This window comes from Salinimonas lutimaris (assembly GCF_005222225.1).
GTDB classification, from domain to species: domain Bacteria; phylum Pseudomonadota; class Gammaproteobacteria; order Enterobacterales; family Alteromonadaceae; genus Alteromonas; species Alteromonas lutimaris.
Genome location: NZ_CP036536.1, coordinates 3,557,344 through 3,571,411, shown reverse-complemented (window position 1 = coordinate 3,571,411; position 14,068 = coordinate 3,557,344). Strand labels below are relative to the sequence as shown.

Genomic DNA, 14,068 nt, shown 5'->3' with positions numbered 1-14,068 from the left:
ATGAAAGCGTTTCTTAAAAAATTCATTTCCCGCTATTTACCCGGGCTAAAAAGAAAGCTCACTGATGACCTGATTGTATCTGCGGACTTTATTGTTGTGCAAGGCAACAAGGCTGTGCTTACCGGCTGGGTATTGCATCGCACTCAGCCTGTGGCTGGTCAGCATTTGACGCTAAACCAGCGTGATGCAGTAATGCAGTTTTTCCCCCGAAGCGATGTATCAAACCGGTTCAGTGTTAGTAGCCAGCATTGCTCTGGTTTTTTGGCTGTGTTTGACAATGTTGCCGGAACTAACTGGGAAACTGCGTCGCTGCACTTTATGGAAAAGCAGCGTAAGTTAAGTAAGCTAGGCCCTTCTCCTTTAACCAGCCCGGCTGAATTGCTCCATCATATTCCCGAGGATAGGGCGATTTGCGCAAAGTTTTTAAAAAGCCAGGGGTTTGAGTTGACCAAATCTTCTGATGTGGGTGCTGTTTCTGTTGTCAAGCTAGACCCTGAAGTTCATAAAATTAAAACCCTGGTAAGTGGCATTGATACTGGACAGCCAAACTTTGCCGCAGCGGTAGAAAACGATGTGCTAAAAGAAGTACATAAAATCTGGCGCGAGCGTATTGGCACCTTTAGTGAAGCATCGTTACGGGTCTTTGGGAATGTGCCGAAGCAACCCGCTGTCAGTATCATTATCCCTTTATATGGCCGGTATGATTTTATACAGCACCAGATAGCAGCATTCTCAAACGATTCTTTCATGCGTGATGTTGAGGTTATCTATGTACTTGATGACCCAAGGCTAGCCAGGGAAGTAGACATAACAGCATTTGGTGTACATCAGATTTTTCAGTTTCCTTTTAAACTGGTCATATCGGAACAAAATCGTGGTTTTGCGGGCGCAAATAATCTGGGCGCGGAATATGCTAGTTCACAGCAGTTGCTTTTGCTCAACTCCGATATTCTGCCAAAATCCAAAGGCTGGCTTGCTGAGTTATTGCAACGATTTAAACAGCATGATGATTGCGGAATCATGGGGGCTACGCTGGTTTATGAAGACGAAACAGTCCAGCACGCCGGAATGACATTTCGTGATGATTCTCATTTTCCGGGTATATATATGAATCATCATCCTTATAAAGGCATGCCGATTGACTTGTTAGCGCTTGATGATGTTTATGAGTCGCAGATCGTGACCGGCGCCTGCATGTTGATGCAAACCAAGTTGTACAGAGAGCTGGGGGGACTGGATCCCATGTACGTGCTGGGAGACTTTGAAGATTCGGATCTGTGCTTAAAAGTAGTGGATGCCGGTTATCGTATTTATTGCTCAAACACCCAGCTTTATCATCTTGAAAGATTATCGCAGGATCTGGTTGATAGTGGTACGTGGAAGTTTAAACTTACGCTGACAAACGGTATCTATCAGATGACCAAGTGGCGAAGCCTGATCGAAAAAATGGCAGGAAGTAATGCATAACCAGCGAATTCTTATTATGTCTCATGGCCATCCTGAGATTAATAAAGGTGGCGCCGAAGTCGCGGCGTATAACATGTATAAGGAGCTAGAGCGAGCCGGTCAGGATGTGTATTTTGTTGCGCGCACAGCGCAAACACCCCATGGCGGAGCGGCTTTTTCAACACGCAATACCAGCCGTGAAATATTATTTCATACCACCATGGATGATGGCTTTTTATTTTCTAACCTTAAAACCCGTCATATCTGGCAGGAATTCAGGGATCTTCTGCAACTGATTAAACCCGACGTTGTGCATCTTCATCATTACTTTCTGTTTGGCATAGAGGTTTTACAGGAAATAAAGCATACCTTGCCTGAGGCTAAGGTGGTGCTAACTTTACATGAGTTTCTGGCTATCTGTCATAACAAAGGGCTGATGGTGAAAACAGATGGAAAGCTATGCTACAAGGCAAGTCCGCGCGATTGTCATGGTTGCTTTCCTGAAAAGCAGCCCGGCGATTTTTTCTTCCGCGAAAAGTATTTAAAAGCGCTGTTTCAGAATGTTGACCATTTTGTATCTCCGTCTCATTTCCTGAAGCAAAGATATGTTGACTGGGGGTTGCAGGACCATCAGATATCCGTAATTGAAAACGGCCAGCCCATCACACCATGCGCTCAAAAGTCGGAGCAAAGTTCCGGGCGAGTGCATCTGGCTTTTTTCGGGCAAATTAACCCGTACAAAGGTATCGATGTGTTGCTTAAAGCGCTGAGTATTTTGCCTGACAGTGTTGCCAAAAAAGTATCAGTGGATATTTATGGTGCTAATCTTGATAAACAGGACTCTTCTTATCAGAAGCAGGTAAAAAAACTGCTCAAAAAAGTACGGCACCTGGTCAGTTTTCACGGCGCGTACGAAAGCCATGAGATGCCTGATTTGCTTGCTGGTGCCGACTGGGCGATTGTGCCTTCTGTGTGGTGGGAAAATTCCCCAATGGTGATACAGGAAGCATTCAGTGCTGGCGTGCCTCTGATTGTTAGTAACATAGGCGGCATGAAAGAAAAGGTTCAGCATCAGGTCAATGGTTTACACTTCAGAGCCGGTAGTGCCACAGATCTGGCTGATACTATTGAGCAGTGCCTTGAACCTGATGTTATACAACAGTGCTCTGGCAATATTATTCCCACAGTCTCCATTTCTGAGTGCGTAACACAGCATCTGGCTTTGTATTCACAATAATATGCACTGTGACATTTCTATGACAATCAGGTAGCATTCGTCCTCCTAATAAAGGAGGACGAATTGTGGAAATCGCACGGCGAATTGTAAGGAAAATAAAGCGACACGCTACATCCTTGAGAAAAGATGTAAGCGTTGCTGGAACAGAATTAAGCACAAAGGTAGAGGACACCCGGTTTGCTTCGGGCAAACGTGTGGTTCAACGCTTACCAGGGTTTGTTTACGGCTATTTTCGGAACGTAGCACCTTACCGCTTTTTTGTTAACGCTACTGTTTCCCGCGTTCGTCTTTCTTTGATTGATGAAAAACCAGAAGTTATCAACTTTAACTACATTTCTTTCTGGGTGAAGAAAGATGATGGTAGTTATGCGAAATATGATGGCAGCTATCAATGCGCTATGAGCTCAGTGGCCGAGGTTTTGCCTGACCCAGACGCTGCTATGCAGGGTACAGAGGGCAATTCGGTATCTGTACATTCCAAGCGGGAAATAAAGCCATGGTGGGAAGTAACCTTCGCCGAGCCCGTCGAACTGGCTTATATTGAACTTTATAACCGTAAAGATATACACGGTAAACGTGAACGCAGTCTGCTTGTTACCGCCTATAATGCTCAGGATAAGAAAGTAAAGCGTTTCTCACGGGTTTCATCGCAACTTGCCTGGGAACAGTTTCAAACTCAGGCTGCTCCGCTACTGAAAAATACGTTAGATTATATGGCTGATCTAAACAGTTTCAGTGATGGTCCGGCACTCAAAAAAGCGGTCGAATCATTTATTTTCGCTCCCCAAATTTCCTACAAACAGGATAAAGAAGCGTTACTTGCCTTACTGGAAAAAGCGCATCTTGCTGCAAGACAGCCTACGCCTGATCTACCTGACTCACTCAACTCAGCTCTGGAAGTCACTATTCCGGACAATGCCAAAGCGCTCCGTATAACCGGATTTCGTCGAAAACTTAAACGGGCTGTACAACTTAAAGTGTCAGTTAACGAAAAAATTTTATGCTTAGATGAACAGTCTGTATCACCAACAGAAGCGCTAATCGAGTTGAAAGCCAGAATATGGACATTGCAGCATGCCCACATTTTCAGCTTGCCGCTAGGTACTACAACAGCGTCGACAGTAGTTAAAATTTTCTGCGATGACTTTTACAGTAAAGACGCATTTGTTCAACGGCTTGTGGAGTATCAGGATGCCGACGGCCAGTGGCATACTGTTGAAACAACACTGAACAACCTTCAAGCCCGGGTCGGGCTTGTTACTTTACACGAATGGATCATAGGTACATCCTGGTCTGCCAGCTTTACACGACATCTGGCTCATTTGCTGGCCACATATCGTATGAGCCAGGCGCGAACTGCAAAACCGCTACTACGTGCAAATCGTGGTTTATTGCCAGATTTTTACGAGGGCATAAAAGAGGGAGCGCATAGTGCCACATATATCCCTGCGGTTACTTATACAAGACACGGTCTGACTATTCCGTTCAGTGAAATTGACTCGGGATTTCTGGCTGACAGAATGGCAGCTTTTGCTGCTTATCTTAAAGCCGAATATTCACTGGATGCTTTTCCATGCTATGGCACGTTACTGGGTATATACAGAGACGGTGATTTCCTGCCTCATGACGACGATATTGATCTTGCGGTTATCGTTGATCTGCCTGACGGTAAAACCTATCGACAGGCAACAGAAGATTGGGCTCAAAAGTTAAGTGAAAATGGCTTACAATGTCGCCCCCCTACGCCTATGAGTTTGAATCTGCATTGTTATTTTGAAGATTTCGATATGGATTTATTTTTCATATACCGCATCCCTGAAAAGTCGGACAAGGTATGGACTCATATGCAGGGTTATAATGTTCGGGAGGTGGACCGGAAGTTGCTGGAACCTTTATCTGAACTTAAATTCAAAGGTTTTACCTTCAATACACCTGGCAATATCGAAGGCTTTTTGAAAGATCGGTATGGTGAAGGTTGGGTAACCCCAGATCCAACATATGAGTTGTAATTTATGCATTCTTTTGTAAGACGCGCAGCTGGAAAAATTCGTCGTACCCTGTTCCCGGTAAAACCGCAACCCGCTGCCACTATTCAGGACGTAGTGACATGGTTAGAAGCAAATCCGGTTAACGAGTTCAGGGGGGCAAAGTCTAAACAGCCTCTTGTTGTTGAAAAAATCGGGCGCAAGGCCCGGTTTGTGCGCTTAAGTCTACAGGTCACGTCTTCATTTCATCTTGATACGATTGAAATTTACAACAAAGATGGCCGTAACATTGCGCCCGATAAAAAGACAATTATTAGTTCATGCTATAACGATGATGATAAGTACAACGGTGAAGGCGCACTGATTGGTAAAAAAAACGGAGGAAACGGCTTTCACACCAAGCGTGAAAAAAATCCGTGGCTGGTTATCGACTTAGGAACTATCCGTAATCTGGATAAAGTTGTTATATACAATCGGGAAGATCAGTTTTATACCCGGGCCCTGAGCTTGCGTATTGAGTGTTCTCAGAATTTACGTGACTGGGGGTTAGTTCACGATAACTGGAAACCGCTTAAAACCTTCGACAACACTAGACTGACTGAACATACCAAAGCATTATTGCACGTTGCAGTGCTTGATGCAGAGCCAGCCACAGCCTATATCAATAAGCTAAAAAAATCGGGTGATATCAGTGCAGCACTTGCATTTCAGCAGGAAGTGAATGAACTTCTTGCGCCAAAAGAGCTGGCACTCGGCCCGCATGGGTTGACTCAGACTTTTAACATGCGCAGCGATGCAGCCAAAGATAAGGTGGTCAGGGAGCTTAGCTGGCTACTTTCAGTATTTAACGACAAACTGGGCATTGCAGCGTTTATATCTTCAGGAACTCTGCTGGGGGTAGTACGTGATGGCCAGCTTATTCCACACGATGACGATGTGGATATTTGCTATATAAGCAACGAAACCACAGAGCAGGGAATTCTGGCAGAACGTGAAGCAATGGTTCGGGCTTTAACAGAAGAAGGGTGCAGAGTGGCACCATCTGGTATTGCACATTATTGGTGTACCACTCCGGGAGGACAGGCTATTGATTTGTTTACCGGCTACGTTCAGCAGAATGAATGCTTTATGAATCCGATCGGCTCGGTAAGTAAAGCCGATGTACTTCCATTGCAGGATAAGTTTTTTCACGGGCATAATCTGAAGCTTCCGGCAAACCCGGAGCCATTATTACAACTGAACTATGGGCCGAACTGGCGCTACCCTGACCCACTGTGGACATTTGACTGGTCGAAAGCCAAGCAGCAATTTAAGTTTTTATATTTTTAATCAGCGCTGCTCAAGAGTTAAAGCACAATGACAAAACGGCTTATTTTACATATCGGCCCGCCCAAAACCGGCACATCTGCAATTCAAAAATGGTGTGCCGATCATCAGCAGTTTTTAAAGCAACAGGGTATTTTTTATCCTTCCCACGCCTTGTCTTCAAATCACATAAGTTCTGGTCATGCTGAGCAACTGATAATGCAAAACCAGGACGGTAAAAGAGAGCTGAATCCAGAAGGCCTCGAAGCTATCAACAATGAGTTTCTGGCCTCAGGCTGTAACACTTTACTGCTAAGCTCAGAATACTTTTTCTATCATGCGCACGAAATTTCACCGCACTTTACTCATGTTCAGCTCATCGGCTATATTCGTTCCCCACTAGCGCAGTTTGAATCAGCTTACAATCAAACCGTAAAACGTCACGGGCAGACTAAGCCACTAAAGTTTGGCAGGAATCTGCATACAACAACACTGGATAAACTACACCAGTTATTGCACACACACACCTTTGACAAGGTTACGCTGAGAGCCTATTTGGAAGCCGCTGAGTTTAATGTAGTTCAGGACTTTGTAGAGTGTCTGAATCTGACTTATCACGTTGCTCCGGTTACTATCAATCCGTCTTATTCTTTTGAAAGTCTGGAATTCAAACGTTGGCTTAATCAGTTTGATTTAGCTACGTATCAAACAGAAATTGATACTATTCTTCAGTCTCAGCAAAAAGGAACAGTTGATTATACGTTACTTCCTGAAGAACTGAGTGCCCGCTATACCAAACAGGCTTTGCAGGCAGTTAAATTGTTTCATCGGGATTTTAAAATACACAATTATCAGATTTTACTGAGTGAACTTTCCGACCAGGGGACTCTGGAACGCAAGGAACAGAGGGATGATCATCTTTCACTAAATTGGTGGGGAGATTACCTCTATAATCACCACCGAAAGTTTTACCGACAGCTGTGCAAATCTATTTCACAGCAACAGTCTGAGCCTCCGGTGGCTCTTTTTACTGCTCCTCGAAGCCTGACTGACAAACTACTTCGACTGTTAAAGCACTAAAAAAGGTGTTCATTTAACTGTCACTGTTTAGTCATGAGATTGTCAAAACCGTTATCCACACTTAAATTTGAATTCTAAAGTGGGAAAGACAATGGCAAAGCGACTTGCAGTGATTGGTGGAACAGGCTCTATTGAGCAGGCTTATGCGAAACCAACTGGGCAGCTATTCAAAGAGTGTGGCCTGAATACCGGAAACCTTGCGTTTTGGCATGCTGTTTCAACTCAGATTGCTGGCGAAAAAACGTATGTAGGCTGGGGGGCCGATCCAGCTTATTTGCGCAATAACTTTGACGCTATTGTTTTTCCTGCTGCCAATCAATTAAATCCTGACTGGGATATGGGCGTTTTGGCTAATCTTTTTGAGCAAGCCAGGCTGCCTGTTTTTGTAATTGGACTTGGTGCGCAGGCCAAAAATAATTCACAAAAGCTATCGTTTAAGCCAGGCTCCCGACGTTTCATTGATGTGTTAAAAGAGCATGCAGTAAGAATTGGTGTACGAGGAGCCTATACCGCATCTGTTTTGAATGACCAGGGCGTTCAAAATGTCGATATTATTGGTTGTCCTTCCAACTTCATCAGCGACGACCCATTTCTTGGTGCTCATCATGAGTTAAAGTTCAACGAGTTAAACCCTGCCGCTATGAGCCTGGTATGTAATCTGGACTTCAAACGAGACCTGCAGACTTTTTTGCAAAACTGTTTCGACTGGGGACAAAAAACAAATGCTTTATTTGTTAATCAGTCTCCGCTTGATGCCGTTGAGCTAAGCCGGGCAGGGCACATGGATTACAATAACCAGTATGCGGTGCACCTGAAGAATCTGTATTGCCCGTCAGTATCAGAAGCTTCCTTCAAAAATACGGTGTTAAGCCGGTTTACTGCCTACTTTTGCGCGTCAGAATGGATGGCCCAGGTCCAAAAATACGATTTATCTGTCGGTAGTCGCTTACATGGCAACTTTCTCGCGTGGCAAGCCGGTGTGCCCTGTCTTGTGCATCCCCACGACTCGCGTACAGCTGAGCTTCGGGAGTTGTTACAAGTACCACTGATGCCGGCTGTCGCCGCTAACCAAAAAATTGAGCTAAAGGATGTGTTAAGCGAGGTCGAATTTTGCGGAGAGCACTACGATTCACGCAGGAAAAATCTTCTCGGCAAGTATATCTCACTAATAACAGACTCAGAGCTAACACCTTCAACACACTTATCGAATTTAAATTCTGCTATGAAAAGTAAGCACTCTCAGGTTGCCTGAATAAGCTGAAGGGCCACTATCGAAGTCATTGGCGTTTACGTTTATACTTGCCAACCAAATTTAGAAGTGAAGGGCTCCGGGCGTGCTAAAAAAACAACTGATGCTTGCGGTAAAGGGGGGGTATGGTCTGCTTCCCCAAAGTGTCAAAACAGCGTTTCGTAAGAATCTGGCATTGCGTGCCTGGTATGGTAAGCAGCTACAGCAGTCCGGGCTTTTTTATGGCTTTCCCTCGCAGAAAAAGTTGTTTGCCCTTTATAAAGACTGCCTGAAAAAACAACAGGCAGATCTTGCTGTATTGCCAGCAGATACGCGCAACTATGCAGTTGTTGTGCTGGGCAGCAATAAAGATGCGTTGCGGCTTACCTTGTCTTCATTGGGTCAATTACAAGAAAGACTCCTTCATATATATGTCAGCAATGAGGTATTGCCAGCGCTACAATCACTAGCAGCTGAAATAAAACCCCTTAGCGATTTAGCACAGCAACCACATAAATGGCTGCTGTGTTTACGAGCGGGTGAGCAGATAAATCCGAATGCACTAAAAGCGTTGCCTGATGTAGTGGAGCCACGCCTGTTTTATTTTGACTGGCATTATCTGGATAATAAAGATAAACCTGTTGATGCACAGCTATTACCTGCCTGGAATCCCGATTATCAGTTATCTGCCGGTTATGTGAAAACGGCGTTGGTTATTCATCAGCCCGAGCAGCTAGTTGATTTGAGTCTGCTTTCAAGTGGCATCAATGATTATACCTGTATGCTTGCACGTATGGCGATTAACCACGCTCAGCCTGTCGAACATGTTCCTTATAGCCTCTTGGCTGCAGGGCAGAACGCACAACATGATAAAGCTGATATTGATGCCTTAGCCGACGTTGTGGAGCCGGTTGCTATACCGGTAAAAGACAAAAAGCAGGGTATTTTAAATCTCATGTGGCCACTGCCAACAACACCACTGGTCTCGCTGATCATTCCTACCTATAACGGTATGGACCTCGTCAAGGCTTGTATTGAATCTATTCTTGAAAAAACCACTTATCAGAATTATGAAATTCTGCTGGTTGATAACAATTCCAATGATGCTCAGTGCCTGGCCTATTTTGACGAGCTGGATAAGCACCCCAAAATTCGTTTATTGAAGTACCCATACCCGTTTAACTATTCTGCCATTAATAATTTTGCCGCTGGTCATGCGCGGGGTGAGGTAATTGGCCTAGTGAATAACGATATTGAAGTCATTACACCGCAATGGCTTGAATATATGGCCGGCCATGCCATGCGTGATGATATTGGCTGTGTGGGTGCAAAGCTGTTGTATACCGACGGCCGCATTCAGCATGCTGGCGTAGTAATGGGCTATGGCGGCGGGGCGGGGCATGCTCATAAGTATTTCCCTCGCTATCACTCCGGGTATATGAACCGCTTAATCGCAACCCAGAACTACAGTGCCGTAACGGCTGCCTGCCTGTTGGTGAAAAAGTCGATATTTGATGAGGTGGGTGGGCTGAACGAAGAAGACTTGCAAGTGGCATTTAACGATGTAGATTTTTGCCTGCGGGTGCTGGAAACCGGTGTACGCAATGTGTATTGCGCCGAAGCTGAACTGTTTCACCACGAGTCTGTTTCCAGGGGGCTGGATATCACCGAGGAAAAAGCCGCACGCTTTAACCGGGAGCTTACCTATCTTCGCACTACCTGGAAAAAGTATATTGCCAATGACCCGGCCTATAATCCAAACCTTACCTTAAAACGTGAGAACTTTGCTATTAAGGCAAAAGAGGAATACTAAATAGTACCGATGAAGAAGCCACTGCTCATCAGTGGCTTTTTTGTTCCTGACGAACAAAAAATGTGTTTGTCACCAATCTGCAAATAGCAATAATACGCGTCATTCAATATGCTGCCTGAGCGCCCCTCGCTCGTTTTGTGTATCAATACCTTACTCGGCAGCATTGAAGCATAACTAATTAGCTTTTTTATTGTTTTTATTTGCGGAGATAACATGCAAAGGCTGCGTGAGCTGTCCAGCCAGGTAGTGGTTGTACTTAACGAACTATCAGACATATTCAGTACCTACCAACAACGCCAGCAGTTACATTGTCTGGATAGTTGCGGTGCATGTTGTAACAAACCTGATATAGAAGTAACGGCACTGGAAATGCTGCCGCTGGCACTGCATATGTTTGATCAGGGAACAGCAGAAGCCGAACTGGATTCGCTGGAAGAGGCTTCAGGCTTTGCCTGCAAATATTATCAAAGACAGTCATTAGACGGGCAAAAGGGCCGCTGTACGGTTTATCACCAGCGGCCAGGACTTTGCCGTATGTTTGGCGTTGCCGGCTATAAAAGTAAGTCGGATATGCCTACACTTTCTGTTTGTGGCTTAATTAAACAAGCTGTACCTGAGAAATACGCAGCGTCTTTGATTTCACTGGGTAACCATAAGCCACCGATGATTGCCGAAGGGCAGGCGCGGCTGGCTCAACTGGATTACACACTGGGAACAACAATGCTTCCAATTAATGAAGCATTAAAACTGGCACTGAATAAAGTGCTGACCGAAGCGTATTATAGCGGCAGCTTTGATGAGCCTATTGTGGCAGCCTGATAATCGCGGATATAAAAAAGCCCGGTGCACAAAACACCGGGCTTTTTTAGTGACACTTATATGTCGCTTAACTTACTTATCATTCAGAACGCCGGCCAGTTCTTCTTCAGAAAAACCGGCGTTTAAACCATACCCTCTGATTTTTTCATCAGATACACCGGCATCCTGCGCGGTTTCCAGAATACGTAAAACCTGCTCTCGCTGGGTTGAAGATTCACGTATTGCTGTTTCCACCACATCATCTGCCTGGTTAGGGAAAAGCGCCAGTAATGAATCTACGACATATTCACCCACATAAGGCACAGCATCCAGTGCGGTAGTCAGAATCTCTATGACCTTATTAGGGTGCTCACGAGACAGCGTTTGCACAATAGTATCTGCTGAGTTGGGTTCGGTCATCACCGCTACACGCACAATCTCGTCCAGCTCATCTGGCGTTGCGTTAGCAGCAGCCTGAACTACAAAGTCTACATAACTGGGCTCAGCGCTAATCGCCAGTTTAACAATAGCCGGGCAGGAGCTGACTTCTTTTTCCAAAGCCAGTTCAACAATAGCCTGTGTGGAAGATGGTTGGGCGGATATCGCAGAAAAGATAATTTCACGGTACTTTTCCGGGTACATCTCTAAAGCTACATCTACAATAGAAACCACATCCTGAGGATAATGGCTGGCAATAGAACGAATAGCCCGGCCCACAGACATATTTTGATCAACCTGGCGTTTTAAAAACTTTGCCTGATAGGGATCTACGACCGGCTCTGGCTCTGCAAATTCGGTTGCACATACTGCGCTGCTTAATAAAGCACAAACGGCCAAAAGACATGTACTGCGCATGGAACCGACTCCTTCGAAGTTATTATTAGAGGTATAGAGTACTCGTAATATAGAACGACACCATTACCAAAAAGTTCAAGAATGATGAAATTTAATTCACTTAGAGTAAAAAGTATTCGATCGAGCGAGTTTTTGCAATTTTATTACGTATCATGCTTGACGTTTAAGTATAGCTGTATAGAATGCGCAGCCTCTTCACCGGGAACGCTTCACAGCCAACCTGTTGAAGATGTGGAGAAAATCAAGATTTGCTTCACACGTTTTTAAGTCACAACTTAGCGAAATAAATTAATTTCAAAAAGTGATTGACACTGAAAACGAATTGCGTAGAATGCGCATCCCGCTTCGGGGAGAAACGAAGCAGGCGGAGCCTGAGACAGGCAACGCTAACGTTCTTTAACAATGTATAACAAGACAATCTGTGTGGGCACTCGTTAAGAGTGTCAACCGACGATTCATATATAGTTTTTCGATTTTAATTGAAGAGTTTGATCATGGCTCAGATTGAACGCTGGCGGCAGGCCTAACACATGCAAGTCGAGCGGTAACAGGATGTGCTTGCACATCGCTGACGAGCGGCGGACGGGTGAGTAATGCTTGGGAACTTGCCTTGGCGAGGGGGATAACCACTGGAAACGGTGGCTAATACCGCATAATGTTCTTCGGAACCAAAGGGGGCTTAGGCTCCCGCGCTTAGAGAGGCCCAAGTGAGATTAGCTAGTTGGTAAGGTAAAGGCTTACCAAGGCAACGATCTCTAGCTGTTCTGAGAGGAAGATCAGCCACACTGGGACTGAGACACGGCCCAGACTCCTACGGGAGGCAGCAGTGGGGAATATTGGACAATGGGGGCAACCCTGATCCAGCCATGCCGCGTGTGTGAAGAAGGCCTTCGGGTTGTAAAGCACTTTCAGTGGGGAGGAAGGCTAAGTAGTTAATACCTGCTTAGATTGACGTTACCCACAGAAGAAGCACCGGCTAACTCCGTGCCAGCAGCCGCGGTAATACGGAGGGTGCAAGCGTTAATCGGAATTACTGGGCGTAAAGCGCACGCAGGCGGTTTGTTAAGCTAGATGTGAAAGCCCCGGGCTCAACCTGGGACGGTCATTTAGAACTGGCAGACTAGAGTCTTGGAGAGGGGAGTGGAATTCCAGGTGTAGCGGTGAAATGCGTAGATATCTGGAGGAACATCAGTGGCGAAGGCGACTCCCTGGCCAAAGACTGACGCTCATGTGCGAAAGTGTGGGTAGCGAACAGGATTAGATACCCTGGTAGTCCACACCGTAAACGCTGTCTACTAGCTGTTTGCGACTTTAAGTTGTGAGTAGCGAAGCTAACGCGATAAGTAGACCGCCTGGGGAGTACGGCCGCAAGGTTAAAACTCAAATGAATTGACGGGGGCCCGCACAAGCGGTGGAGCATGTGGTTTAATTCGATGCAACGCGAAGAACCTTACCTACACTTGACATGCAGAGAACTTTCCAGAGATGGATTGGTGCCTTCGGGAACTCTGACACAGGTGCTGCATGGCTGTCGTCAGCTCGTGTCGTGAGATGTTGGGTTAAGTCCCGCAACGAGCGCAACCCTTGTCTTTAGTTGCCAGCATTTAGTTGGGCACTCTAAGGAGACTGCCGGTGACAAACCGGAGGAAGGTGGGGACGACGTCAAGTCATCATGGCCCTTACGTGTAGGGCTACACACGTGCTACAATGGTATTTACAGAGGGAAGCGAGACAGCGATGTGGAGCGGACCCCTTAAAGAATATCGTAGTCCGGATCGGAGTCTGCAACTCGACTCCGTGAAGTCGGAATCGCTAGTAATCGCAGGTCAGAATACTGCGGTGAATACGTTCCCGGGCCTTGTACACACCGCCCGTCACACCATGGGAGTGGGATGCAAAAGAAGTAGTTAGTTTAACCTTCGGGAGAACGATTACCACTTTGTGTTTCATGACTGGGGTGAAGTCGTAACAAGGTAACCGTAGGGGAACCTGCGGTTGGATCACCTCCTTACCAAAAGAATCGACTGACACACTTAATGCAGTGTTCACACAGATAGTCTTGTTATAAATGAGAACAAACCGCTTATGGGGCTATAGCTCAGCTGGGAGAGCGCCTGATTTGCATTCAGGAGGTCAGCAGTTCGATCCTGCTTAGCTCCACCATAGGCTTGTAGCTCAGCTGGTTAGAGCGCACCCCTGATAAGGGTGAGGTCGGCAGTTCAAGTCTGCCCAAGCCTACCATTTCTACTTGTTATTGTTAATTTGCTCGCTGCGATGCTCATGTGCGCTTTGCACACTGCGCTTCTCGCAAACAAATTACC

At 45.8% G+C, this 14,068-nt stretch carries 9 protein-coding genes, 2 tRNA genes and 1 rRNA gene; 11 read left to right on the top strand and 1 reads right to left on the bottom strand.

Features of this window, described 5'->3' with window-relative positions; genetic code table 11:
• From EZV72_RS15755 to EZV72_RS15720, 8 genes are all read left to right on the top strand, one after another.
• The gene (locus tag EZV72_RS15755; protein WP_137168121.1) at positions 1 to 1,467 is read left to right on the top strand and encodes a glycosyltransferase family 2 protein; all 1,467 of its coding nucleotides are present in this window, start codon (positions 1 to 3) and stop codon (positions 1,465 to 1,467) included.
• Positions 1,460 to 2,683 carry a glycosyltransferase family 4 protein gene (locus tag EZV72_RS15750; RefSeq protein WP_137168120.1) on the top strand — a complete coding sequence of 408 codons (1,224 nt, stop codon included), beginning with the start codon at positions 1,460 to 1,462 and terminating at the stop codon, positions 2,681 to 2,683. The genes EZV72_RS15755 and EZV72_RS15750 overlap by 8 nt, the downstream gene beginning before the upstream one ends.
• Positions 2,684 to 2,748: 65 nt before the next feature.
• Positions 2,749 to 4,692, top strand: a complete 1,944-nt coding sequence (locus EZV72_RS15745; RefSeq protein WP_137168119.1) for a LicD family protein — start codon at positions 2,749 to 2,751, stop codon at positions 4,690 to 4,692.
• Between the two features lie 3 nt (positions 4,693 to 4,695).
• Entirely contained in the window at positions 4,696 to 5,997 is a 1,302-nt protein-coding gene (locus EZV72_RS15740) for a discoidin domain-containing protein (RefSeq protein ID WP_137168118.1), read from the top strand.
• Between the two features lie 27 nt (positions 5,998 to 6,024).
• Positions 6,025 to 7,053, top strand: a complete 1,029-nt coding sequence (locus EZV72_RS15735) for a hypothetical protein (RefSeq protein WP_137168117.1) — start codon at positions 6,025 to 6,027, stop codon at positions 7,051 to 7,053.
• A gap of 91 nt (positions 7,054 to 7,144) precedes the next feature.
• Entirely contained in the window at positions 7,145 to 8,305 is a 1,161-nt protein-coding gene (locus EZV72_RS15730; RefSeq protein WP_137168116.1) for a polysaccharide pyruvyl transferase family protein, read from the top strand.
• A gap of 100 nt (positions 8,306 to 8,405) precedes the next feature.
• A complete protein-coding gene (locus EZV72_RS15725; protein WP_137168793.1) occupies positions 8,406 to 10,094 on the top strand; it encodes a glycosyltransferase family 2 protein in 1,689 nt (562 codons plus the stop codon).
• 213 nt (positions 10,095 to 10,307) lie between these two features.
• Positions 10,308 to 10,913, top strand: coding sequence for a YkgJ family cysteine cluster protein (locus EZV72_RS15720; protein WP_137168115.1), 606 nt, complete (start codon positions 10,308 to 10,310; stop codon positions 10,911 to 10,913).
• A gap of 72 nt (positions 10,914 to 10,985) precedes the next feature.
• Here EZV72_RS15720 and EZV72_RS15715 read toward each other — a convergent pair whose 3' ends face one another.
• The gene (locus EZV72_RS15715) at positions 10,986 to 11,747 is read right to left on the bottom strand and encodes a hypothetical protein (protein ID WP_137168114.1); all 762 of its coding nucleotides are present in this window, start codon (positions 11,745 to 11,747) and stop codon (positions 10,986 to 10,988) included.
• A gap of 476 nt (positions 11,748 to 12,223) precedes the next feature.
• Here EZV72_RS15715 and EZV72_RS15710 point away from each other — a divergent pair.
• From EZV72_RS15710 to EZV72_RS15700, 3 genes are all read left to right on the top strand, one after another.
• Positions 12,224 to 13,758, top strand: a 16S ribosomal RNA gene (locus EZV72_RS15710).
• Positions 13,759 to 13,834: 76 nt separating this feature from the next.
• A tRNA-Ala gene (locus EZV72_RS15705) sits at positions 13,835 to 13,910 on the top strand.
• A 1-nt stretch (position 13,911) separates the two neighbouring features.
• Positions 13,912 to 13,988: transfer RNA gene (locus tag EZV72_RS15700), tRNA-Ile, on the top strand.
• The last annotated feature ends 80 nt before the right edge of the window (positions 13,989 to 14,068 follow it).

What these genes read in the sequence shown, in the direction of transcription:
- EZV72_RS15755 (WP_137168121.1), top strand. Translation starts at nt 1, where the DNA reads ATGAAAGCGTTTCTTAAAAAATTCATTTCCCGCTATTTACCCGGGCTA.
- EZV72_RS15750 (WP_137168120.1), top strand. Translation starts at nt 1,460, where the DNA reads ATGCATAACCAGCGAATTCTTATTATGTCTCATGGCCATCCTGAGATT.
- EZV72_RS15740 (WP_137168118.1), top strand. Translation starts at nt 4,696, where the DNA reads ATGCATTCTTTTGTAAGACGCGCAGCTGGAAAAATTCGTCGTACCCTG.
- EZV72_RS15735 (WP_137168117.1), top strand. Translation starts at nt 6,025, where the DNA reads ATGACAAAACGGCTTATTTTACATATCGGCCCGCCCAAAACCGGCACA.
- EZV72_RS15730 (WP_137168116.1), top strand. Translation starts at nt 7,145, where the DNA reads ATGGCAAAGCGACTTGCAGTGATTGGTGGAACAGGCTCTATTGAGCAG.
- EZV72_RS15725 (WP_137168793.1), top strand. Translation starts at nt 8,406, where the DNA reads ATGCTTGCGGTAAAGGGGGGGTATGGTCTGCTTCCCCAAAGTGTCAAA.
- EZV72_RS15720 (WP_137168115.1), top strand. Translation starts at nt 10,308, where the DNA reads ATGCAAAGGCTGCGTGAGCTGTCCAGCCAGGTAGTGGTTGTACTTAAC.
- EZV72_RS15715 (WP_137168114.1), bottom strand. Translation starts at nt 11,747, where the DNA reads ATGCGCAGTACATGTCTTTTGGCCGTTTGTGCTTTATTAAGCAGCGCA.